The following is a 23,704-nucleotide window of genomic DNA, read 5'->3' as shown; positions in this document are numbered from 1 at the left end:
TCATTTCTGATGAGTCAGGCTTGGGAAGCTGTTATCGCTTCGCGCAGAACAGAGCGCAGCCAGGCAACAGCCGGATGCGCCCCGAAAGTATTGTGCGACAGCATGTTGATCTGTGTGGCTGGCAACGGATAGGGCGCTTCATGCAGAACAAGACCGTAAGTATCTTTGTATGTTTCCGCGACACTGCGCGGTAACAGGGCGATCATATTGGTCGCCGCGACAAGCGGCGGCACCGCAAGAATGAGGGAAACCGTTGCGCCAATACGGCGTGACAGCCCGACCTCCCGTAGCAGCCCCTCAAGAAATGGCGGATTGCTGGTTACAAACGCTCGCTCAAGGCCTTCCTGCTCTTGCATGCCGGCAGCTTCCATTGCCGCGCGGCCTGACAACAAGACATCAATGTGCGGATACTGCCCGAGTGTTTCAATTGTCAGCGGGCCGGAAGAAGCCGGATGGCCCTTGCGCATGATCCAGACATTATCGACGGATACCAGTGGCTCCCGCCTGAAACGGCTGGGAACGCGTCCGAAAGCACCGACAACGAGATGCAGGGTTCCGCGATCCAGCTCTTCGACCAGATTGAGATCATTGAACAATCGAAGCCAAAGCCGGATGCCCGGCGCTTCCTTTTCGAGCCGTTCCATGACGGCAGGAAAGAGCGTGCCGATATAGAAATCGGAAGTGGCGACCACAAAGCTTATATCCGCCGTGGCGGGATCGAACTGAACTGATGAAAGTGCTGCCGATATGTCGGCAAGAGCCGAACGCAGCGGCTGCGACAGCTCTTCGGCGCGTGGTGTTGGATGCATACCCTGTGGGCCGCGCACGAACAGTTCATCTGACAGCAGCTGACGCAATTTTCCAAGAGCATGACTGACCGCCGACTGGGTGAGATTGAGCCTCTCCCCGGCCTTGGTCACGTTCCGCTCTTCCATCAGAGCGTTGAAGACACGGATCAGATTGAGGTCGATATTATGAATGCTGCTCATAATTCAAATTATAACAAATCATTTCAATCATGAAAGGGGACGTACCATATTCGCTCCATCAAACGGCTTTGATTTTCACAAGCCAAAACAAAGTCCCAAGGAGACTGAAAATGAAAAAGATCGCTTTTGCTATTACCGCAATTGTTCTCAGCACCGGTGCCGCTCTGGCTGAAAACCCATTCGTCGGCCAGCCGGAAGCCATGGCCGCACAGGACAAGGCATTTGTTCTGCCCGGACGGGATGTGAACTCTTCGTTCCTCAAGCTCGACTTCACCAGCACGGCGGCGATCGTTCCTGCAAAAGAGGTCACAGAGAACGGCTCGGCACATCGCTTCGGCGATGCTTCACCTTCCAGCTTTCAGAACTAACGATACTCATCCCATGTCGAAACTGAAGGCGAAGCCGCGGCTTCGCCTTTTGGTTCTCACAGTCGGATATCAATTCAGACAATCAACTCAGGAACTGCGTGTTATGAACAAGCCAGTTGTTCTCTTTCAGCAGCCAGCTCCGGTCAAGGACAAGCCGGAGCCCCTCAAAGCAGCAGGAAAGCCCCGCCGCCGGGCCTATCTCAGTCTTGCCCGCGCATCTGTGATTGTCGCTGGGATCGGTCTTGCCATCGTCATTCCGCTTGGCTGGGGAAGCTGGGTGGCAGGCATGACCAACCAGACGACCGACAATGCCTATCTGCGTGCCGACACAACACCGGTCAGTGCTGAGGTTGGCGGGCGTATCGTGCATTTACTGGTGGAGGATTACCAGCACGTCAAAACTGGACAACTGCTGATGCAGATCGACCCGACCCAGTATCAGGCACAGGTGGATCAGGCCGGAGCTAGCGTAGCCGCCGCACAGGCCGCAATCCGTAATGCGCAGAGCAACATCACCTTGCAGCAGCGTGTGATCGAACAAGCAGAAGCCGGACTGGCGGCGCTCAACGCCGACCGCGAGCGCGTCGTCAGTGAAGGTCACCGACAGACATCTCTGACGAAAGACGGCTGGTCGACAGCGCAAAAGCTGGAAGCCGCGATTGCCGACGTCAAACGCATCGAAGCGCAGATTGCTGAAAAACAGGCCGAAATAGCAGCCGAGCGTCAGAAGCTGGACGTTCTTGCCACCCAATCCGACCAAGCCCAGGCTGAACTGTCCAATCAGCAGGCTGCATTGCGGCTCGCGCAGATCGACCTGGATCGTACCCATATCACAGCACCGATGGATGGCGTTGTGGGTGTCAGCGGCGCGCGCGAAGGACAATATGTACGGGCCGGGTCGCAGCTCGTTTCAGTCGTGCCTGTCTCAAAGCTCTATGTCGTCGCCAATTTCAAGGAAACGCAGCTGGCCAAGTTCAGGCCGGGTCAGGTTGTCAGCGTGACGGTCGATACATTCCCGGGCAAGGAGCTGCGCGGTCATGTTGAGCGACTGTCACCGGCAACGGGATCGGAATTCAGCCTGCTGCCGCCGGACAATGCGACCGGCAACTTCACCAAAGTAGCTCAGCGCGTCGGCGTGCGTATCGCCCTTGAACAGAATGGTGAACTCGACGGTCTGCTTCGCCCGGGCATGTCGGTCGTGGCAACCGTGCATACCGACCAGAGCATTGAGACGACAGCCAACCTGATCAAATAACCAACGAAGCCGTTTGTCCGGAAACTTCATTCTGAGCGGACAGGCGGCAGGAGTCGAAAAGCCATGTCCACCGCTACGACCGTTCAGGGTTCTGCCCAATCGCGCCCCACAAGCCTACCCAACATGCGGGCTTTGATCGGCGTCGCCGCCGTCCTGCTTGGCACGACGACATCCCTGTTGAACTCGCGCCTCACCGATATCGGGCTTGCCGATATTCGTGGAGCGCTTGGTGTTGGCATGGATGAGGCGAGTTGGCTGACTACGGCTTATGTCGTCGCAGAAGTGGCCGCCATACCATCCGCCGTCTGGCTACGCTCGATCCTCTCGCCCGCCCGCGGGGTCATGATCGGAGCGCTCATTTTCACGATCGCATCGATGCTGGCGCCGTTCAGCCCCAATCTCCAAACCCTGATCAGCATTCAGGCGGTACGCGGCCTGAGTGCAGGTATCCTGATGCCGATGGCTTATGCCGTGATCATGCGGCATCTGCCACAGCATTTGCGGCTCTATGGCTTGTCGCTTTATGCGCTGGCTTCGTCACTGACGCCAAATCTTGCTGTCAGCATCGAGGGATGGGTGATTACTCACTTGTCTTGGCAATATCTGTTCTGGATCAACATTATACCCGGCAGTCTTACACTGCTGGCGGGAGCCTACGGGCTTGCCAACGATCCTATCAAATTCCTGCGCTTTCGCAGGCATGACGGTTTTGGTCTGCTGGCGTTGTCTTTCGGGCTCGCCGCATTGGTAACGGCACTCGATCAGGGCAATCGCCTCGACTGGCTCGGATCGGGATTGATCGTGGGTCTGCTGGCGTCGGCCTTGTTCTTTCTGAGCATTTATCTCATCCATGCATTGTGGCATCCAGATCCGGTGGTCAGTCCGCGTCTGCTTGCCAGACGGAATATTGGCTTCAGTCTGTTCCTGATGTTCGCCATGCGCATCGGGTTGATGACCTCTGCTTATCTGCTGCCGCAATACCTGATCCGTATTCAGGGCTATCGCGCGCTGGAAAGCGGCACGATGTTCTGGGTCTCTGTTCTGCCGCAGATCGTTCTGACGCCATTCGTCGCCTGGCTGACCTACAGGATGGATCCGCGCAGTCTGGCAGCATTCGGGCTGATGCTGTTCGGCGCAGGCGTTCTTATGCTGTCCGGTCTCACGCATCTGTGGACCTCGGATCAGATATTGCCTTCGTTGTTCGTGCAGTCCATCGCCGCACCATTCACCGCCATACCTCTGATGGTTCTGATAACGGAAGACATCAGCGTCAGGGAAATACCGTGGATTGCGTCCCTTGTTCATATCGTTCGCACGGTTGGCACAGCCATCGGTCTTGCTGCGGTCAGCACATTTACACGCGTGCAGGAGCAGTTGCACTCCAATCTGCTTGGCCTGCATCTGGAACGGGGCGCTGCGGATGTGCAGGGCCACATCGACCGAACCGCAGCCATGCTGGAAGCTCACAACAGCGATCCGACGAGAGTGACTGCCCAAGCCACGGCCATGCTCGCCAGAACCGTTCAACGGGAGGCTTTCGTGCTGGCCTACAGCGACATGTTCGTCATGATCGGTCTTGCCATTGCTCTTGCAGCGCTCGCAACACTCTTCATGCGCCAGCCAAAGCTGCCAGGAAAATTCCTGTGATACCGGCTGTATCCGCTGCAATTCCCGCTTCAACGCAAGCAACCGTCCTATTTATAGGACATTGAGTACCGAAATCCGAACTACACAGCGTTGCGCCCGACAGCTACTTACAAAGGCATCGAAGCGATCACTGTATTCACGCTTCACGGCTAAATCTCGACAAGGAAATGGACATGAGAAAGTTCGTACTGCCCCTCTTAGCCTCGTTGCTGTCAGTCTCGGCTGCCCAGGCTGCGGATTACAAACTGGACCCAACACATACAAAAGCTGTTTTCTATATTGATCACTTCAATACATCGACAAACAGCGGCGGTTTCTATGAAATCAACGGCGATATCTCGTTCGATCCTGAAACCATGGATGGGAAGATGGATATTTCAATTCCCGTCAAGACGCTGAATACAGGCATGGCCGCATTTGATAAGCACGTGACAGGTGCTGACATGCTGGACGCGGAAAAGTTCCCGACCATTGAGTTCAAGTCGACCAAGTGGAATTTTGACGAAGACAAGCTGGTATCAGTGGATGGCGATCTGACCATGAAGGGAAAGACACTGCCAATCCAGCTCACGGCCACCAAGTTCGGTTGTTACCAGAGCCCGATCTTCAAGGCAGAAGTCTGTGGTGGCGATTTTGAAGCAACTATCGATCGCACCCAGTGGGGCGTGGACTTCCTTGTAAAAGAAGGCATGGCCAAGATGGTCAAGCTTGAAATTCAGGCTGAGGCTATCAAGCAGTAAATCAACTGCCCTGACCACGCATATAGTTCTTCGTCCCCATATGGCAGCCAGCGAGCCAAACGGCTCGCGTGGCCATGGGGACAATTTAGTGTCGATCAACCCGCCGCTTTAAACGCCGCGTCGTCGTTTCAGCTGAGGAGCAGTTTGACGAGCAGCGGAACAACGAGTGACGTTGCAATAGCGTTCAGGGCCATGGCAATCCCGGCGAAGAGCCCAGCCGTCTCATCGACATCGAAAGCACGTGCAGTTCCAATACCGTGCGACGTCAGCCCAACAGCAAATCCACGCGCAGCGTAGTCCTTTATCCGCATGGCATTCATGAAAGGTGTAACCACAAGTGCGCCGATAATGCCGGTAAGTACGACCAACACCGCAGTTAGCGACGGTGTGCCGCCAAGTGTGGAAGAGATCGCCATGGCAACCCCTGCAGTTGCGGATTTTGGCAGAAAAGAAATCAGCACTTCATTGGAGAGATTGGCCCATTTGCCCATCACCACTATGGAAAGAACCGCAAAGAACGAGCCGACGACGAGCGCTGCTCCCATTGGGATCAGCGCTTGCCGCACCTGATGCCATTGGCGGAATAGAGGCACGGCGATGGCTACTGTGGCTGGACCGAGCAGGAAGTGGATAAACTGGGCTCCTTCAAAGAATCGTCCATAGGGAACATCAAAAATCACAAGCAGGCTGGAAAGCAGCACGATGGAAATCAGTACAGGATTGGCCAATGGATGGCGCTTCAGTCGAACGGAAATATGCGTCGCCACGATCCATGCGCATAATGTGAGAGTGAGCCACAGCAAAGGTGATGCTGAAAGGTAAACCCATAGTTCCAGTGGATGTTTCATGACGCTACCTCCGCCCCATGAAGCGTTGCACAAGAATGAAGGTCCAGACCGTCACCGCCAATGTGAGAATTGCCGAGATCACCACGATAGCCAGAATTGCCGTGGCCTGCCCCTGAATCTGGCTCCACATAGCCACCACTCCGACCCCCGCCGGGACAAAAAGCAGGCCGAGATTACCGAGAAAACCATCGGCCGCCGTTTCTGCTTCGGCAAAGATACCCCAGTCGAATATCTTGCACAGTTGCATGGCAACGAACAGAAGCACGAGCCCCACAACGGGGCCCGGTATAGGAAGCCCGCTCATGAAGATAAAGCTTTCGCCAAGCAGCTGAAACAACAATAGCAGCGCTATACCCTTGATCATGAAGGCTTCATCTCCGGTTCAAATCTCAAGAGCCAAGGTAACCGACCGGCCGTCCTACCGTCTATACGGTCGGCAGTGATAGTGTTTCTGATTTGCAAGAACATATGCTCGCCGAGCAGGCCCCGGGGCTTTGCTCCCGGCACAGGCACGCCTGAGGTTGGCGGCGTGCAGCACCACAATCCAACCGGAAATTCAATATACGGGGTGCCGCCCGAGGCGTTTCTACCGAAGGATTATTGCGCGCGGCGCACGGTTTCCGATGGGAGATAGCCGAAGCGCTGTCGGTAATCCGCTGAAAACAAGCCCATATGATTGAAAGCCCAGGCCATGGCGATACGCGTGATATCCCCCGGCCCGGCGTGGCCACGGACAAGCTCCGCATGCACCTTGTCCAGCCGCATGTTCTTGAACACGCCGAGCGGCGTGTTGCCCCGGACACTGCGAAATGTGCGGTGCAAGGTACGTGCGCTGGTGCCCGTTGCATCGACAAGCTCCTGCAAGGTCAGCTGCTTGTCGAGATTGTCGAGCATGAATTTTTCAGCACGCTGGACATAGCTCGGAACCGCACTCGTCAGCGGCCTCGCGCGCGGCTGCGTGTCGAGCGCCGCCGCAAGCGATGCCATCAGGCTGTCTTCGAGCCGCTCCGACAGACCGCCATGGAAGAATGCTTCCTTATCCTTCTCGATCTCGTTTATGACGAAATGCGCCAGCTGATAGAAGGCATGACCCACCAGAGTATCGAAGGATACGACGCGCTTGTTATGGGTAAACTGTTCGATGAATTCCTTGCCCCCCAGAATATCGATCTGGGTATCGTTCAGGCTGAAGATCAGCATGCGCGTGGAAGGGTGAAATTCGAGATCAATCGCCGAATGCGCGTCGACCAGCTGCGCATTCATGCCGGACTGATACAACAGCTCGTCACCGCGCCGGTCGCGCGAGACGAAGATGCCCTGCAACGGAACCTGCAACAAAGTCATGTCGTTATGCGCTTCAACTTCGATGCGGGCATGGCCGCCAATGCGGATCGCAGTCAGGCCGAAGGGACGCATGCGCCCATGTGAAACTTCCGTCCGGTAGGTCCGGCTGGATTTCTTCGAGATGCGGCAAGGCCTGAGGAGACCCGACATAGTGTCCTGGAACGAATCGATGGACGGCGAAAGCCTGTGCATATAGCTCGTAGTCGGCATCACGATATTCCCCGTATCTCATTTAGAGAGCATTTTATTTTAAGATTAAAGTATCACGCTGGAGCGAGAGCGCAAGCGCCACGAAAATTTTGCACGAAAGCGCGTTTCTGGCGGTTTCCTGTTAGGAATGGCGTTTTGGTGATAGACAGCATTGTTCCCGCTTTTATCGTTGGTCCCAGGCGCCAAAGAGCAGCCACGAAAAAGGGAACCGCGAATGAAAGCGATTATCGTCGGAGGGGGCATCGGTGGCCTCACGATGGCATTGATGCTGCACGCACGAGGCATTGACTGCCAGATTTTCGAAGCAGCACCGGAAGTCCGTGAACTGGGCGTTGGTATCAATGTCCTTCCGCACGCCATCCGCGAACTGGCTGAAATCGGCCTTCTGCCCGCGCTGGACGCCACCGGCATCCGCACCCGAGAGCTGATTTACGCTACACGGCAGGGCCAGGAAATATGGCGCGAGCCCCGCGGCGTCGATGCAGGCTATGATGTGCCCCAGTTCTCAATCCATCGCGGCTATTTGCAGAAACTGCTTTATAATGCCGTCATCGAACGGCTTGGACCGGATGCCGTCATCGCGAACCAGCGCTGCGTGGGCTACACCCAGAACGAGGGTTCTGCCACGGTTCATTTTGCCGAAGGTTCAAAAATTACCTCGGCAACTGCCGACATCATTATCGGCGCGGACGGTATTCATTCCGTCATTCGACATCAGATGTTCCCGAACGAAGCCGGTCTCAAATGGAACGGCGTCATGATGTGGCGCGGCGCTGTTGAAAGCGATCCGTTCCTTGACGGTCGCACCATGATCGTGGCTGGCGGCTTTACATATAAGCTGGTGCTTTACCCGATAGCCAAGGGCACCACGCCCGGCAAGATTCTCAACAACTGGGTCGTCACCTATCGTCCCGGCGCCGACGGATCGCCTGCGCCGAAGCGCGAGGACTGGAGCCGTCGCGGCACGCATGAAGAGCTGATGCCCCATGTCGAAAAATTTGGCATCAATGTCGTGGACCTTGCCGCTTTGGTGCGCGCAACCGATACATTCTTCGAATATCCGATGTGCGACCGCGACCCCGCCCGCTGGTGGACGGATGGCCGCGTGGCGCTGATCGGCGACGCCGCCCATCCGATGTATCCGGTGGGGTCGAACGGCGCGAGCCAGGCGATCATCGACGCACGCACGCTTGCCGACCATCTTGCCGCTGCGGAGCACGGTCGCGCGGCGCTGGCGGCCTATCAGGCAATCCGGCTGCCCGCGACGGCAGAAATCGTCCGGCTCAACCGGCTGGGCGGCCCGGAAGGCGTCATCGATGAGGTTGAACGCCGCGCTCCATCCGGTGTTGCCGATCTGGACGGCGTCATCAGCTTTGCCGAGCGCGAGGCAATCGTTCGCGGCTATGCCGCAAAGGCTGGCTTTTCAACACAGCAAGTCAATCGGGGAGTGTCTCGGGCCTCTGCCTGAAACCTGCGTCTGAATATTTTTTAACGCGCATCTTTTCCGAAAACCGTTTCACACTTTTCGGGGTGCGCTCTAATGAAAGGGAATTAGAGTGACTGTTCTTCAAGCTGGCGTGACCAAATCCGGTTCCTCCGTCGACGGTGTTGTCTGGCATATTCTCGGTCAGACCTATGTGCCCAAGCATGTCTGCGAAAGCTCCATGTCCTGGCACGCAACCTTCCCTCCCGGCACTTTCGTTCCGCCACATATCCACACCACGCAGGAAGAATTCATCTACGTGCTGGAAGGACGCTTCGACCTGCTTCTCGACGGCAAGGAAGCCGTTGCCGAAGCTGGCGATCTCGTCTGCCTGCCACGCAACGTGTCGCACGGTATTTTCAACAAGACCGAGCAGCCAGTGAAGTGCGTTTTCTGGGTTTCGCCGACTGCAAAACTTTGGGATCTGTTCGTTCGCATCGACAATGTCGGTGATCCTGCTGAAATAGTTCGCATTGCACCGACACACGAGGTTGAATTTTTGCCCGCTCCAGCAGAATAATGCATCCGCCCGGCAGAAGTATGGGAGTACATCTGCCGGGTATCAGAGCATTTCCAGCAAAAGTGTGAAGCGGTTTTGCGCCGGATAATGCGAAAGAAAAATAAGACAAAGCAGAACGCTGCAATCGAGGTGGAACAATGAAAATTTCGACGAAAGCGGCCTTCGCGCTGCTCGCTGCAACCATGTTGAACGGAACCGCGCAGGCCGAAGAAGGCAAGATCAAGATCGGTTTGATCTATACGCTGAGCGGGCCAGCGGCCTTGCTGGGCGAACAATCCCGCGACGGTTTTCTGCTTGCCATGGACAAGCTGGGCAACAAGCTCGGCGGCCTCGATGCTGAAATCATCATTCAGGACGATGAGCAGAAGCCGGATATCGGCGTCAACAAGGTCCAGCAGATGATCCAGCGCGACAAAGTGGATTTTGTCGTAGGCCCCATCTTCTCCAATGTCCTGAACGCTATCGTCAAACCAGCGACCGATTCCGGCACGTTTCTGATCTCGACCAATGCAGGCACGTCCAATCTGGCCGGCAAGGATTGCAACCCCAATCTGTTCGTCACCTCCTATCAGAACGACCAGATGCATGAAGTTTCCGGCAAATATGCCGAAAAGCAGAACTACCAGCGCGTCGTGCTGATCGCCCCGAATTATCAGGCTGGCAAGGACGCTCTGGCCGGTTTCAAGCATTCCTACAAGAACGAAGTCGCGCAGGAAATCTATGTGCCGCTTGGCCAGCTCGACTATTCGGCAGAACTCGCCCAGATCGCAGCCGAACAGCCTGACGCGGTCTATGCTTTCCTGCCCGGCGGCATGGGCGTAAATTTCGTCAAACAGTATCGTCAGGCCGGTCTTGAAGGCACCCCGTTCCTCTCGGCATTCACCGTGGATGAGACCACCCTGCCCGCGCAGCAGGATGCGGCAGTTGGCTTCTTCGCCGGTTCGAACTGGGCGCCGGATCTTGATTCCGCACCAGCCAAGGAATTTGCCGCCGCCTATGAAGCCAAATTCAAGCGCATTCCGGCGACTTTTGCGGTGCAGGCTTATGACGCCGCCATGCTGATCGATGCGGCCGTCAAGCAGGTCAACGGCAATATTGCCGACAAGGATGCCTTGCGGGCCGCCATGAAAGACGCGAAATTCACCTCGCCGCGCGGTGAATTCAGCTTTGGCGACAACCACTTTCCGATCCAGAATTTCTACCTGACCAAAGTCGTCAAGCGTGACGACGGCCAGTTCGCCACGTCCTACGTTGAAACGGTCTTCAACGATTACAAGGATAATTACGCAGCTGAATGCAAGATGTAACCCGGTGGAAGGCGGGTGCTTCGATGAGCCCAGTCCTCTCAATTTCCAAGTCTGAAACAGTTCACGCCAGTTTGTCTGGCGTGAATCGGACTTCAGTACAACGAGTTCCGGACGTCCCCCATGCTCAATCTTTTTCTGCTGCAGTCCCTTAACGGGATTCAGTTTGGCATTTTGCTCTTTCTCGTCGCAGCCGGTTTGACACTGATCTTCGGCGTCATGGACCTCATCAACCTGGCGCATGGCGTTCTTTATATGGTCGGCGCCTATCTGACTGCGACTTTCACTGCCATGACAGGCAGCTTCTTTTACGGCATCCTGATCGCCCTCCCCGTCACCCTTGTCATCGGCATTGTGTTGGAAGTGCTGGTCTTTCGACGATTATACGAACGCAGCCATCTCGATCAGGTTCTGGCTACATTCGGGTTGATCCTGATCGTGAACGAACTCGTGAAGATCATCTGGGGCGCGGCTCCGCTCAGCGTGCCGATGCCGGATTCCCTATCCGGTTCCGTTCAGCTCTTTGGCAACCTGCGCTATCCCGTCTATCGCCTGCTGATCATCGCCGCTGGCCTCGCCACGGCGGCAGGTCTTTATGTCCTCGTCAATCACACGCGCATCGGCATGTTGCTGCGTGCCGGAGCGACCAATGGCGACATGGTCTCGGCTCTGGGCATCAATATACGCCGCCTGTTCATGGTGGTCTTCGGACTTGGCGCGATGCTTGCAGGTTTTGCCGGTGGCATGATCTCCCCCATTCTCTCCGTTGATCCAGGCATGGGCGATTCCATCCTGATCCTCACATTCGTCGTCATCGTGATCGGCGGCGTCGGTTCCGTGCGCGGTGCTTTCGTTGCCGCCATAACCGTTGGCCTCGTCGATACGCTTGGCCGCACCTTCGGACCGATGCTGCTCCGCAATCTGCTCGATCCGGCCGCTGCCTCCCAGATGGGCCGCACGCTGGTGCCGATGCTCACCTATATTCTGATGGCAGCCGTGCTCTATTTCCGTCCGACAGGTCTCTTCCCGGCGCAGGGAGGAACCCGATGAGCGAGATTACCCATAACAGCACCCGCGATACCGCCATGCCGGAAACGGTAAAGAGCCGAACCTCGCCTTTGCTGGATGCGGGCCCGTGGCTGGTCTTCGCCGCCTTTGCAATCGTTCCGCTTCTCGCATCCGTATTGAACGACAGCTTTCTTCTCGTGATCGTGACACGCATCATGATCTTCGCGCTGGCCGCGCTTTCGCTCAATTTCATCATGGGTTACGGCGCGCTCGTTTCCTTTGGTCATGCCGCCTATATCGGGATCGGCGCTTATGCAGTCGGCATCCTATCCAGCTATGGCATCGACGATCTGATCCTCCAGCTGGTTGCGGCCATCGTTGTTGCGGCGTTCTTCGCCCTCGTCACCGGCTATATCTCGCTGAGAACCAGCGGCGTCTATTTCATCATGATCACGCTGGCCTTCGGGCAGATGGCCTTCTTCTTCATGGTTTCCCTGTCAGCCTTTGGCGGCGACGATGGAATGACGCTGTCCACCCGCTCGACGCTGTTCGGCAATACGCTGCTTTCCAGCAATCTGGTGTTGTTCTACTTCGTGCTGGCGGTTCTGATGGGCGCATTTTTCATCTTCCGCATGCTGGTGCATTCACGGTTCGGTCGTGTGCTGCGCGGAACGCGGGACAATCCGGTGCGTATGCGCGCCATCGGTTTCTCGCCCTTCTCGTTTCAGCTCACCGCCTATGTCATCGCCGGTGTGGCGGCGGCCATTGCAGGTGTTCTGCTCGCCAACCAGATCCAGTTCGTTTCGCCTGCCTTCATGAGCTGGCAGCGTTCTGGCGAACTGATCGTCATGGTGGTGCTGGGTGGAATGGGCACGCTGATCGGCCCGGTCCTCGGCGCAACTGCCTTCATCTTTCTTGAGGAAGTGCTGGCGCATTTCTCAGAACACTGGAAACTCGGCCTTGGTCTTTTCCTTGTTCTCGTCGTGCTTTTCAGTCGCGACGGTATCGGCGGGCTGCTCCGCAAGCTGCGTGGAGGTTCCGATGTCGGATGAACTGCTTCAGGTTCATGACCTGCATAAAAGCTTCGGCGCACTCAAGGTTACGGATGGGGTCAATCTCACCGTCAAACGCGGCGAAATTCATGCGCTGATCGGCCCAAATGGCGCCGGAAAGACGACATTGATCCACCAGCTTTCGGGCAATCTCAAAAGCGACCGCGGTTCGGTCATCTTCGATGGCCGTGACATTTCCGGTCTGCCTATGCCCAATCGTGTCCATCTCGGCCTTGCACGTTCGTTTCAGATCACCTCGGTTCTTGAAGGTTTCAGCGTGCTGGACAATGTTGCACTTGCCGTTCAGGCACGATCAGGTTCGAGCTTCCGCTTTTTTCAGGCGGCAAACAAGGAAGCCGATATCAACGAGCAAGCCATGACTGCGCTTGCCCGCGTGCGGCTCGACGACCGCGCCCATCGCCGGGCCGGAGCGCTGTCGCACGGCGAAAAGCGCCAGCTTGAGATTGCCATCGCGCTCGCCACCGAAGCGCAGATGCTGTTGCTTGATGAGCCACTGGCTGGCACCAGCCATGAGGAATCCGTGGTGCTGGTCGAACTGATGCGCTCCCTGCGCCAGACCCATACGCTGGTTCTGATCGAGCATGATATGGATGCCGTTTTCTCGCTGGCGGATCAGGTGAGCGTCCTCGTCTACGGATGCGTCATCGCGTCCGGAACACCCGCTGCCGTACGCTCTGATCCGGACGTGCGCGCCGCCTATCTCGGCGAAGAGGAGGCCGCGTGATGCTGAAGGTCGAAGGACTCCAGAACGCCTATGGCCAGTCTCGCATTCTCTTCGGCATCGACTTTGAAGTCAGTGCGGGAGAAGTCGTCACGATCCTCGGCAGAAACGGCATGGGCAAAACGACAACCATCAAGTCGATCTTCGGCTTGCTGCCGCCCAAGGGCGGCAAGGTGTTCGTCAATGGCCATGACGTTACCGGCAAGCCGCCCTATGCGATTGCCCGCGAGGGGCTCGGTCTGGTCCCGGAAGGGCGGCAGATATTTCCGACGCTGAGCGTCGAAGAGAACCTGCTGGCCACCCGGCGTTCGGAGGCGCGTTCGTCCAAATGGACGCTAGAGAGCATCTATCGGATGTTCCCGCGCCTGAAGGAGCGGCGACGCAATATGGGCAACCAGCTTTCCGGCGGTGAACAGCAGATGTTGGCGGTTGGTCGCGCCCTGATGACCAATCCGAAAATGGTCGTGCTGGATGAGGCGACGGAAGGCCTGTCGCCGCTGATGCGCGAAGAGATCTGGTCCTGCCTGCGCAACATCAAGGATGAAGGCGAGGCGATCCTCGTCATCGACAAGAATGTCGATGCGCTAGCGCGTTTCGCGGACCGTCACGTGGTCATCGAAAAGGGCCGTGTGGTGTGGAGCGGCGACAACGCCGCCCTTTTGACCACCCCGGACATCAAAGAACGTTACTTGCACGTTTGACCCAGCAGTCGAACGCAAACTGGCATTGACAGGAGACGAGCATGCACCCCAGCGCTCATGTGGACACATTCGTTCTGGATAATCTCCCGGCTGCGGAATTTCTACCGGATATCATCAACCTCGACGCACTCGGCTACCCGGAACAGCTCAACGCCACCTACGAACTGGTGGATGCACATCTTGCAAACGGCAAAGGCGACCGCATTGCACTGCAGGCGCCGGGCGTACGCTGGACCTATAGCGATCTTGCCGCGATGATAAACAAGATCGCCAATGTGCTGACCGACAAGCTCGGCATGAAGACCGGCAATCGCGTGATGATCCGCTCGGGCAATAACCCGACCAAGATTGCGCTCTATCTGGCGATCATCAAGGCAGGCGGCGTTGTCGTCGCGACCATGCCACTCCTGCGCGCCCGTGAACTGGTCCAGATCATCGACAAGGCCGAAATCAGCATTGCCTTTTGCGATCACGCACTGATCGGCGAGATGCAGAATGCCGTGGCACAGACCGATTTCATTAAGACTCTGGTGACCTGGGAGGGCAATGCAGGCGGGGAACTTGGCGCATTGCTGGCCGGTGCCTCCAGCGATTTCGAGGCGGTCGCGACACGCGGGGATGATCCGTGCCTGCTCGGCTTTACATCCGGCACCACCGGCTTGCCGAAGGCGACGATCCATTTCCACCGCGACCTGCTGATCGTCTGTGATTGCTATGCACATCATATATTGAACGCGACCGAAGATGACATTTTCATCGGCTCGCCGCCGCTGGCTTTCACATTCGGGCTTGGCGGGCTGGTCCTGTTTCCCTTCAGGATCGGCGCTTCCACAGTGCTACCGGCAAAAACCGCACCGCACGATCTAGCCGTGGCTATCGGAGAATATAAACCGACTGTCTGTTTCACAGCGCCGACCGCTTACCGAGCCATGCTTTCGAAGATCGATCAGTACGATCTTTCGTCCCTGCGCAAATGTGTTTCAGCTGGTGAAGCCCTGCCGCTCCCTACTTTCGAAGCGTGGAAGCGTGCGACCGGGCTTTCGCTGGCCGACGGCATCGGCGCGACGGAAATGCTGCATATCTTCATCTCCGCGCCGGAAGACGACATCAGACCCGGAGCGACTGGTAAACCCATCCCCGGTTATGAAGCACGTGTCATCGATGACAATGGGCAGGAATGCCCGCCCGGCACGCCTGGACGACTTGCCGTTCGCGGGCCGCTCGGCTGCAAATATCTGGCAGACCCGCGCCAGACCAAATATGTCGAGAACGGCTGGAACATCACCGGCGATACCTATGTCATGGATGCGGACGGCTATTTCTGGTATCAGGCCCGCAATGACGACATGATCGTTTCTGCCGGATACAACATCGCCGGACCGGAAGTCGAAGCCAGCTTGCTTGCCCATCCCGCCGTGGCGGAATGCGGTGTCGTGGCTGCTCCAGATGAGGAACGAGGCTGCATTGTCAAAGCCTATGTCGTGCTGAACGAAGGATATCATGGCGACACGAACTTGCAGGAAACACTGCAAAGCCACGTCAAAAGCGAGCTCGCGCCTTATAAATACCCCCGCGTGATATGCTGGGTTTCAAGCCTGCCCAAAACAGAATCCGGAAAATTGCAGCGATCCGCCCTGCGCGCGCAGGCGGCAACCGAAGCCCACGCCTGACGTGCGGCTTCAAGCATGAAATACGCAGGAGACTTCTGTGCTGCACGACTACGATACCGCTTACGACAATATGAAGGCCATCAGCGATTCCGCCACCTATCCGCCGCGCTGGACGGAACTGGCATCCGGCTTTCGCGAGAAGATGCGCGATCAGGGTCGCTTGATCCCTGACATCGCCTATGCCGACGGCGCGCGGAACCATTATGACCTCTTCCTGCCGGAAGGTACGGCCAAGGGCACACTTGTTTATGTCCATGGCGGCTATTGGAAGGGACTGGACAAAAGCTTCTGGTCGCATCTGGCGCAAGGCGCGCTTGCGCGCGGCTATCGCGTGGCCATGCCAAGCTATACGCTGTGCCCCGAAGCGCGCATTTCCGGTATCACACGGGAAATAGGGCGCTTCCTCGACCATCTGGCGCAGGAAGTGGACGGTGATATCGCCTTGACCGGCCATTCCGCCGGGGGGCATCTGGTCAGCCGCATGGCGTGCGAAAATGCGCCCATTGCCGCCGCAACGGCGGAACGGATAAAGCGTGTTCTTTCTATCAGCGGGCTGCACGATTTACGCCCGCTTCTCAAAACCGCGATGAACAATATTTTCTCTATGGACGAGGCTGAAGCTGTCGCGGAGAGCGCGGCACTCCAGCGCCCGCGTACAGATATTGCCGTTCATTGCTGCGTCGGCGGCGATGAGCTGATGGAGTTCAGACGACAAAATGCGCTGCTGGCAAACATCTGGTACGGGTTGGGGATAGAAACCAGCGCTTGGGAAATCGACGGCACCCATCATTGCAATGTGATCGATACGCTGTGCGATCCCAAAAACCGCGCCGTTAAATTCCTCTGCCCTTAGTAACGCGGAAAGCGTTTTCAGAAATGCTCTATGGGAAGGCCGCGCCGTTCCTGTCCCGACAGGACAAATCCGACCGGCTCGGCTTTCCTCCCACCGCTCATGCGGTTGATCAGAACGGCCACTTCGGTTCTGTTACGAACACCGAAACGCTTGATCAGGTCGTCGACATAATCCTTCACCGTATGGGGCGAAAGCTCCAGATGTCGCGCAATCTGCTTGTTGGTATTGCCAGCTGCAAGCAACCGGGCGACCGTCGATAGGCGCGGCGACAAGCTGGTCAGATTGGCGTTGGGCGTCTTCGCCGGACGCGCTTCCTGAATGTTGCGCAAGGCAAGCGCCGACGAACGGCACAGCAGCGAAACCTGTTCTTCGAGCTGTGTTGCGTGCATCTCGAAACCGGCGGCATAGATCAGCGCCTGTATGTTGTCGCCGACGTAAACCGGACAGCACAAGTTATCGTTGTAGTTCCATCGATAGAGCAGCGTTCGCATCAGCGGCACATTTCCCGCCGCATTCTGGGGCAATCGCGAGCCCGCAATCGCGCCAGCATTCTGCACCACTGCCGCAATCATCGGATCCGAATCCGCAAGCCCATTCTGATATTCAAGAAGAAAGCCGGTGGGTGTGTTGATGCTGTGAAAAAGGCGCGGCCGATTATTCTCCAGCAAATAAATTCCAAGCGATCGAACCCGCAGGACATTCGCGGCAAAATAATCACAAGCTATTGTAAAATCGTCATAATTACGGCTCTCCGCAACGGAAAGCGCTGCAGATATCCGCTCGTCTGTCGATAATATTTGCCTGGGCATTCTCTCTCCCGAGTTCCCAAGCCCCCCATCTGGGGGGAATGTCCGTTCCCACTCTTATCCGTATCATTCCTGCTTATAACCACTAAATCAAGGGGAACTAACTTGGATACCAGCGTGCACCGGACTCACACGACCGACAACTATTCCGCAGTCCTTCAGGGCTTCAATGATCGCCTGCAAGCGATTCTACCCTTGATTGAAGAAAAGGCGGAAGAGGCAGAGACACTCGGACGGATGCATGACGACGTCGTGGACGCCATGCGCAAGGGGGGCTTCTACACAATGCTGTTTCCCAAGGAAGTCGGCGGCGCGGAATTGCGCCCAATCGATGCCATGAGATTAATGTCCGCGCTTTCCTATGCCCACGCATCATCGGGTTGGTGCACGATGGTCAACAATATGGAAGGTACCACCATGGCGATCTACCTCGATGACGAGGGGATTGCGAATGTCTTCAAGGACGGCGTCGACATCACCATTGCCGGCAATGGCGTGCCGCGCGGTTTTGCCCGCAAGGTCGATGGCGGCTACATGATCCGCGGCAACTGGGCTTATGGAAGCTCCATCTTCCACGCGGAATGGATTCATTCCGGCTGCTTCCTTCTCGATCCCAAGGACCCGAGCGGAAAGGCACTTCTTAAAGACGAAACCGGCGCACCGCAGATCATCGTCGCACATCACCCGCGCTCGACGATCCAGCTGCTTGGCAACTGGGATGTGCTGGGCCTGCGCGCCACGGGCAGCTTCGACTACACGCTGGCAACCGATGAAGACCTCTTCGTGCCGGATTCAATGACCTATAGTTTCACGCAGTCCGCACCGAAGCGCGGTCAGACACAGGGCCATCTCGGGCTGGCGGGCTACAGCGCCCTCACCCATACAAGCTGGGCCATCGGCGTCGGTCGCCGGATACTCGACGAACTCGCCAAGGTGATCCGTCAGCGACAGGATCCGTTCGGCAAGAGCGCAGACAGCGCCAGCCTGCGGTTCCAGTTTGCCAATGCCGAAGCCCGTTACCGGGCCGCACGGGCGCTGGCCATGGAAACATGGGAAGACGTCTCGCAGACCACCGCATCCGGCGGCGTCCCGTCCCTCGACCAGATGACGATGGTGAAGCTCTCGCTGCGCTATATGCACGACATCGTTTCAGATGTAGCGACATTCGCGCATCGGGCGGCTCGGGGAGCATCGCTGCATAACACGGCCATGCAGCGCTTCTATCGCGATATCCATTCCGGCACCCAGCATATTTTGCTTGCCGACCAGATCGTTGAGGAATGCGGCAAGGGGCTACTTGGCCTTTCAGGCGCCGATGCGCGATGGACCGTTTTCGGCATCAGCGAAAACTGAGACCGGCCATGGCGCGAAATATTGTCAGCTTCGTCGGGTGTGATCGCCCGACGAAAGTTCACCGGCTAACCCAGGCGATTGCCGCAAGGCTGGAAGCGGAAGACGATGTGTCGGTCACGCATCTGGACCTGTCGCATGCCGGGTCGAACCTGTTCACGGTCAATCGCAAGGCACTGGACCGGCAATCCGAAAGCCTCATTTCAGAGATCGAGCATTGCGATGCGTTGATCGTCGGTTGCCCTGTTTATCAGGGAAGCTATCCCGGTCTTTTCAAACACGTGTTCGATCTCGTGCATCCGCTCGCGCTGCGCGGTCGCCCGACCGTGCTGTGCGCAGTGGGCGGCGGGCATCGTCATGCGCTGGTCGTTGAACATCATCTGCGTCCGCTCTTCGGCTTTTTCGAAGCGGGAACCGTCGCAACGGGCATCTATGCCTGTTCGGCGGACCTGGAACCGGATGGGCTTCTGCCCCCGGCCTTGGAAGCGCGGATCGACAGCGCTGTCGATCAGATGAAAAAGCAATTGGTCCAGTCACACCAAGCCAGCGGCATAAGGTGGAAAGATGTTGAATTACTCGAGCAGTTTTGAAAAACGCACGGTCGAAATCCGAGGCAAAACCGTCACCTATCTTGTGAAGGGTGAAGGTAAGGATGTGGTCTTTCTGCATGGAACCGGGACATTTCCCGGCTTTGACAGCCTGGCCGACATTGCTTCGCGAAACCGGCTCATCATCCCGTTTCATCCGAATTTCGGTGAAAGCGACGACGACGCCGATATCGTGCAGATCGGCGACTATGTGCTCCATTACATGGATTTCTTCGATGCACTCGCACTGGATCAATTCAGCCTTGGCGGCTTCTCACTTGGCGGCTGGATTGCCGCAGAATTCGCGATAAGACAGCCGGAAAGGCTTGCCGCGCTGTTTCTCGCCGCACCTGCCGGTCTTGATCTTACAACAATCCCTCTCCCCGATCTGTTTCAGGTCGCGCCTGCCGATATCCCAGCCCATCTCACGCATGATCCGGCAGTTGCGCTCCGCTATTTCCCGACCGAGCCCGACAGCCGGTTCGATGCGGCGCTTGGACGCGAAATGGGTGCGCTGGCGCTGGTCCACGCAACTGACGGACGCGGCAATCCGAAGCTTGGACACTGGCTGCACCGGCTTCACATGCCGACCCTGATCCTCTGGGGCGAGGAAGACAGGGTCATCCCCGTGCAATATGCCGAAGAATGGCAGCGCGGGACCGATGAAGCACGGCTGGAGAAACTCGGCGCGACCGGACATTTGCTGTTTGAAGAGGCGCCAGCTGCGGCGACACTTGTGCGCGATTTCCTGTCTACGGTCTGAGATCCGACTTCAAACATTGGGCACCGCACGCTCCCGCGAGGAAGCATCATAACTTTGCAGGTAAAAATAAGGGGAACCAGCCATGCAATGGGAAAGCCTATCGGACTTCGATCAAACCAGAATAAAGCGCTGGCAATGGGGAATGCTGGCGCTGGCGCTTTTATGCGAAATGTTTCTCGCCGCTGACTGGTACGCCTTTGCGGCAGTGATACCGTTCATTTCAGAAACGCTCCAGCTTGATTCCGCGCAGGCCGGTCTGGCACAGGGGATTTTCGCACTGACCTATGGTCTCGGCATGATTGTCTGGTCGCAATTGAGCCGTCGCATGAATGCGCGGTCGTTGCTGCTGATCGGTCTGTTCTGCACCGCCATCGGCATGGTGGCGCAAGTCTATGTGCAAACCTACGCCCAGCTGATTGCGTTGCGCCTGTTCATCGGTTTCTTCGATGCCGCAATCTTCCTCGGCAACATGAAACTCATCATTGGCTGGTTCCCGCAGAAGCGGCGCGGCAGCATGATCGGCTTGATCCTCGCGGCCTATAGTCTTGCAATCACGCTGGACTTTGCGATTGGCATTCCGCTTTCCATCACCTACGGCTGGCGCACCTTCTTTGCCATTCTTGCCATCGGAACGCTGGCGACGGCGGCTGCCGTGCTGCTCTTCACCCGCAACAATCCGGCTCATATCGGCTATAAGGATTTCCGCTGGGAACCGGAAAAGCAGCAAACCTCCACGGCGTCTCTGGCCAGCATCTTCCGCTCGAAATGGATTATCGTCGGCAGCCTCGGCATTTCGGCCTGCACGATGGCCATTGCCGGAACCGCCACCTGGGTCATTCCCGGATATATTGCCGTGCATCAGATGCCGGTGGAAGACGCCGCCCTAATCGGCACCTTGATGGGACTGTCGCAGGTCGTGTTTCTCGTCATCGGCGGTTACGCCGCCGACCGCCTGAACAAAACAGGGATGATCAAGTTCGGAACAGTGCTTGCCGTCCTCGTCGCGGCAATGTTCACCGTCGGCATGGCCATACCGCTTGGCTTCGGCTGGCTCATCCTGATGGCGCTCCTGAGCGGCATGGCACTTTTCGGCGGCGGTGCGATCTTCGCCTTTCTCAGTGAAAAATACCCAGAAGAGCTGGCAACGGCAGCGGTTGGTTATGCCGAAATCTTCGCCATCCTTGCGACGTTCATTTCGCCCTGGGTCATGGGCGTGGTCATCAAGGTTTCGGGCGGGTCCTTTGTCAGCGCCTTCCTGACCTTCGCGATCATGGAAGCGATCATTCTGGTTATCGTTCTTGTAGTCACCCGCGAGAGTTTCAGCCTCAACGACGATAAGGTTGCCATTGCCACCAGCGGCAACGGCATCTCGGGTGAGGCCTCCCGCCCCTGATCCAGAAACAGCAGCGGATGCGATTGCAAGATCGCATCCGCCTTTTTCTCTGGCATCTTTCCACAACCGATATTAACACCGATGAGAGCGCCTTGTTGCGCCTGATGCCTCACCGCATCGGGCGCATGACTATTGTAACCATGATCTAAAGTGAGGGAATTCATGGAGGAACGCTTCTCAGGTACGGTTCTGGCTTCCGAACATCAGGAGGAGAACCCCGCGCGTTCGCTGGGCGAAATCGGCCTGAACAGTTTTGCGCCCTACCTGATGAACCGCCTGATGGCACGCTACAATGCGAACCTTGCGGAGGCGCTGAAAGGCCGCCAGATCACGACAGTCAAATTGCGAACGCTGGCTGTCCTGAGTGTCACGCCTTCGGCGACGATCAATGAGCTTGCGGTCTTTACCGTGACCGAACAATCAACGATGAGCCGCACGCTCGATTCCCTTGAGGAGCAGGGTTACATTCGCCGTCAGGCGCGCGCCGAAGATATGCGCATCCGCGATATTTCGATGACCGAAGAAGGCCGCAACATTTTTAACGAAGCATGGCCGGTCATGTATGATCTGCTGTTGCAATTGTTTGAAGGCATTGATGAAGACGAGCATCGCGCCTTTGTCGGCACCTTGCAGAAAATGCTGCGGAACATCCGTAAAAACGAACTTTGATAGTATGCTGAATAATAGGCCGATCCGCTCTTAAGTACGGATCGGCCTTTTCGTGGCTTAGTCCGTCGGGCGTGACGGGATCAACGCAGTTGCCACAGCGGCCAGTGCAGCGACAATGGCGAAGATATAGAAGTTCCATTGCGGGCCGACATTTAGGCTTGCGATCAATCCGCCCAGCAGCGGACCTGACAACGCACCAATGCGTGAGAAGCTCAGCGCCCAACCGGTTCCGGCAGAACGGATCGAGGAATCGAGCCGCTGGGCAAGAAAGCCCGTGAGAACCAGCGACGCGGACACGGTGCCAAAACCGGCAATCGCGACAAACACATAGTTCATCAGCAGCGAACCCTTGAAGGCGAGTGCCACAATGCCAAGCGCGCCCAGCGCATAGGAGCAGGCAACCGTGCGGCGCACGCCAAAGCGATCCGCCCATGTGCCCAATACAATACCGCCAATCGCCGAGCTGAGGCTGAAGACAGCGAGAAACAGCAGGCTGTTGCCAAGATCATAGCCATTCTTGCGCATGATCTGAGGCAGCCATTGTGCGAGACCATAGACCAAGAGCAGCCCCATGAAGAGTGCGATCCAGAAACAGGCGGTTTCGAACGCCTTTTTCGGGGAGAAGATTTCGCTGAAAACCGTGCGCCAGCCAACCTTGCCATGCTTGCGGACAATTGCCGCCGGAACGCCGACGCCCATGCGCGCTGCCGTCTTGCGTGCTGCATCATGCTTGCCGCGCTGGACCAGCGATTCCACGCTTTCTGGCAGGAATGCGAGGAAGATCGGAACAAACAGCAGCGGGATTGCGCCGATCAGCACGATAGTGCGCCAGCCATGGACTTCCAGAAAGCCACGACCGCACAAGGCGGCGGCAAGCAATCCCATTGAATAACCCGAATACATGAGACCGTAGTTGAAGCTCTTCTTCTTGATCGGGGAATATTCCACCGTCAGCGCGGCGGCGACCGGAATAATCCCGCCAAGCCCGATGCCGGAAATGAACCGGCTCAGCCCGAAGATGAAAGGCGACGGCGCCACGGCGCTGACGATCATGCACAGCGAAAACAGGGTGATACAGGCGACGAATAGCGGCTTGCGTCCATGAAGCTCGCTCAGCGTGCCCGCAAGAATGCCGCCGATCAGCATGCCGATCACCGTATAGCTGCCGATGGCGCCAAGCTCTATCGGCGTCAGTTGCCAGACCGGATCGACGGACAAGGCGGGCAGAATGGCCCCGATGACGCCGACATCATAGCCTTCCGCAAAAATGGCAAGCCAGCACAGGCCGACGACGAGCAGGCTTTTGCCTGCCGATATTTCCTTTCCGGCAACAGCCGGCGCATCTATGCTCTGCGCTTGAGACATAGTCCTTCCCCTTTTTTCTTTGAAATAGCGGCGCGCT

At 57.1% G+C, this 23,704-nt stretch carries 24 protein-coding genes; 18 read left to right on the top strand and 6 right to left on the bottom strand.

All coding sequences use genetic code 11. The features are described 5' to 3' along the window. Positions 1-14: 14 nt before the first annotated feature. Complete coding sequence (locus tag OHI65_RS06555; protein ID WP_264358547.1) at positions 15-989, bottom strand: LysR substrate-binding domain-containing protein; 975 nt, start codon at positions 987-989, stop codon at positions 15-17. Between the two features lie 110 nt (positions 990-1,099). Between OHI65_RS06555 and OHI65_RS06550 the strand changes: the two genes are divergently transcribed. The 4 genes from OHI65_RS06550 to OHI65_RS06535 all read left to right on the top strand — a co-directional run bounded on the left by OHI65_RS06550 (position 1,100) and on the right by OHI65_RS06535 (position 4,999). Beyond that, complete coding sequence (locus OHI65_RS06550) at positions 1,100-1,357, top strand: hypothetical protein (RefSeq protein WP_094515591.1); 258 nt, start codon at positions 1,100-1,102, stop codon at positions 1,355-1,357. A gap of 103 nt (positions 1,358-1,460) precedes the next feature. Next, complete coding sequence (locus OHI65_RS06545; protein ID WP_185757999.1) at positions 1,461-2,612, top strand: HlyD family secretion protein; 1,152 nt, start codon at positions 1,461-1,463, stop codon at positions 2,610-2,612. A 63-nt stretch (positions 2,613-2,675) separates the two neighbouring features. Beyond that, positions 2,676-4,259 carry a DHA2 family efflux MFS transporter permease subunit gene (locus OHI65_RS06540; RefSeq protein ID WP_125300977.1) on the top strand — a complete coding sequence of 528 codons (1,584 nt, stop codon included), beginning with the start codon at positions 2,676-2,678 and terminating at the stop codon, positions 4,257-4,259. A 167-nt stretch (positions 4,260-4,426) separates the two neighbouring features. Beyond that, complete coding sequence (locus OHI65_RS06535) at positions 4,427-4,999, top strand: YceI family protein (RefSeq protein ID WP_210211195.1); 573 nt, start codon at positions 4,427-4,429, stop codon at positions 4,997-4,999. A 128-nt stretch (positions 5,000-5,127) separates the two neighbouring features. On the opposite strand, the gene OHI65_RS06530 is transcribed toward OHI65_RS06535, so the two are convergent. The 3 genes from OHI65_RS06530 to OHI65_RS06520 form a co-directional block, all read right to left on the bottom strand. Further along, positions 5,128-5,847 carry an LrgB family protein gene (locus tag OHI65_RS06530; RefSeq protein WP_094515587.1) on the bottom strand — a complete coding sequence of 240 codons (720 nt, stop codon included), beginning with the start codon at positions 5,845-5,847 and terminating at the stop codon, positions 5,128-5,130. Between the two features lie 4 nt (positions 5,848-5,851). Continuing rightward, positions 5,852-6,211 carry a CidA/LrgA family protein gene (locus tag OHI65_RS06525; RefSeq protein ID WP_010659175.1) on the bottom strand — a complete coding sequence of 120 codons (360 nt, stop codon included), beginning with the start codon at positions 6,209-6,211 and terminating at the stop codon, positions 5,852-5,854. A gap of 233 nt (positions 6,212-6,444) precedes the next feature. Further along, complete coding sequence (locus OHI65_RS06520; RefSeq protein WP_010659176.1) at positions 6,445-7,401, bottom strand: AraC family transcriptional regulator; 957 nt, start codon at positions 7,399-7,401, stop codon at positions 6,445-6,447. Between the two features lie 214 nt (positions 7,402-7,615). Between OHI65_RS06520 and OHI65_RS06515 the strand changes: the two genes are divergently transcribed. The 9 genes from OHI65_RS06515 (at position 7,616) to OHI65_RS06475 (ending at position 16,734) form a co-directional block, all read left to right on the top strand. Next, positions 7,616-8,869 (top strand): flavin-dependent oxidoreductase, encoded by a 1,254-nt coding sequence (locus OHI65_RS06515; RefSeq protein ID WP_012093333.1) that lies wholly within the window; start codon positions 7,616-7,618, stop codon positions 8,867-8,869. Between the two features lie 88 nt (positions 8,870-8,957). Further along, positions 8,958-9,404 (top strand): cupin domain-containing protein, encoded by a 447-nt coding sequence (locus OHI65_RS06510; protein ID WP_125300978.1) that lies wholly within the window; start codon positions 8,958-8,960, stop codon positions 9,402-9,404. Positions 9,405-9,541: 137 nt separating this feature from the next. Beyond that, the gene (locus OHI65_RS06505) at positions 9,542-10,711 is read left to right on the top strand and encodes an ABC transporter substrate-binding protein (protein WP_010659179.1); all 1,170 of its coding nucleotides are present in this window, start codon (positions 9,542-9,544) and stop codon (positions 10,709-10,711) included. Positions 10,712-10,831: 120 nt separating this feature from the next. Then, positions 10,832-11,758 carry a branched-chain amino acid ABC transporter permease gene (locus OHI65_RS06500; protein ID WP_125300979.1) on the top strand — a complete coding sequence of 309 codons (927 nt, stop codon included), beginning with the start codon at positions 10,832-10,834 and terminating at the stop codon, positions 11,756-11,758. Further along, entirely contained in the window at positions 11,755-12,768 is a 1,014-nt protein-coding gene (locus OHI65_RS06495) for a branched-chain amino acid ABC transporter permease (RefSeq protein ID WP_125300980.1), read from the top strand. Before OHI65_RS06500 ends, OHI65_RS06495 begins: the two co-directional genes overlap by 4 nt. Beyond that, positions 12,758-13,513, top strand: coding sequence for an ABC transporter ATP-binding protein (locus tag OHI65_RS06490; protein ID WP_125300981.1), 756 nt, complete (start codon positions 12,758-12,760; stop codon positions 13,511-13,513). The genes OHI65_RS06495 and OHI65_RS06490 overlap by 11 nt, the downstream gene beginning before the upstream one ends. Further along, positions 13,513-14,211, top strand: a complete 699-nt coding sequence (locus OHI65_RS06485; protein WP_012093337.1) for an ABC transporter ATP-binding protein — start codon at positions 13,513-13,515, stop codon at positions 14,209-14,211. The genes OHI65_RS06490 and OHI65_RS06485 overlap by 1 nt, the downstream gene beginning before the upstream one ends. 41 nt (positions 14,212-14,252) lie before the next feature. After that, a complete protein-coding gene (locus OHI65_RS06480; RefSeq protein WP_125300982.1) occupies positions 14,253-15,881 on the top strand; it encodes a benzoate-CoA ligase family protein in 1,629 nt (542 codons plus the stop codon). Positions 15,882-15,918: 37 nt separating this feature from the next. Beyond that, complete coding sequence (locus tag OHI65_RS06475) at positions 15,919-16,734, top strand: alpha/beta hydrolase (RefSeq protein ID WP_125300983.1); 816 nt, start codon at positions 15,919-15,921, stop codon at positions 16,732-16,734. Between the two features lie 17 nt (positions 16,735-16,751). Here the strand turns inward: OHI65_RS06475 and OHI65_RS06470 are convergent, their stop codons facing one another. Next, entirely contained in the window at positions 16,752-17,306 is a 555-nt protein-coding gene (locus tag OHI65_RS06470; RefSeq protein WP_231771544.1) for a response regulator transcription factor, read from the bottom strand. A 351-nt stretch (positions 17,307-17,657) separates the two neighbouring features. On the opposite strand from OHI65_RS06470, the gene OHI65_RS06465 reads away from it, so the two are divergent. The 5 genes from OHI65_RS06465 to OHI65_RS06445 all read left to right on the top strand — a co-directional run bounded on the left by OHI65_RS06465 (position 17,658) and on the right by OHI65_RS06445 (position 22,302). Beyond that, on the top strand, positions 17,658-18,893 hold the full coding sequence (locus OHI65_RS06465) for an acyl-CoA dehydrogenase family protein (protein ID WP_235824417.1): 1,236 nt from the start codon (positions 17,658-17,660) through the stop codon (positions 18,891-18,893). An 8-nt stretch (positions 18,894-18,901) separates the two neighbouring features. Then, positions 18,902-19,480, top strand: coding sequence for an NAD(P)H-dependent oxidoreductase (locus OHI65_RS06460; protein WP_012093342.1), 579 nt, complete (start codon positions 18,902-18,904; stop codon positions 19,478-19,480). After that, a complete protein-coding gene (locus OHI65_RS06455) occupies positions 19,455-20,240 on the top strand; it encodes an alpha/beta fold hydrolase (protein ID WP_264358546.1) in 786 nt (261 codons plus the stop codon). The genes OHI65_RS06460 and OHI65_RS06455 overlap by 26 nt, the downstream gene beginning before the upstream one ends. Positions 20,241-20,322: 82 nt before the next feature. After that, positions 20,323-21,633: an MFS transporter gene (locus tag OHI65_RS06450; protein ID WP_125300985.1), complete on the top strand. Its 1,311-nt coding sequence runs from the start codon at positions 20,323-20,325 to the stop codon at positions 21,631-21,633. Positions 21,634-21,795: 162 nt separating this feature from the next. Beyond that, positions 21,796-22,302 carry a MarR family winged helix-turn-helix transcriptional regulator gene (locus tag OHI65_RS06445; protein WP_010659191.1) on the top strand — a complete coding sequence of 169 codons (507 nt, stop codon included), beginning with the start codon at positions 21,796-21,798 and terminating at the stop codon, positions 22,300-22,302. Between the two features lie 57 nt (positions 22,303-22,359). Here OHI65_RS06445 and OHI65_RS06440 read toward each other — a convergent pair whose 3' ends face one another. Beyond that, the gene (locus OHI65_RS06440; protein WP_264358545.1) at positions 22,360-23,667 is read right to left on the bottom strand and encodes an MFS transporter; all 1,308 of its coding nucleotides are present in this window, start codon (positions 23,665-23,667) and stop codon (positions 22,360-22,362) included. Positions 23,668-23,704 lie beyond the last annotated feature (37 nt).

The sequence above is a fragment of the Brucella sp. MAB-22 genome, from assembly GCF_025908475.1.
GTDB classification, from domain to species: Bacteria; Pseudomonadota; Alphaproteobacteria; order Rhizobiales; family Rhizobiaceae; genus Brucella; species Brucella anthropi.
This window is presented reverse-complemented; position numbering and strand designations above follow the sequence as displayed.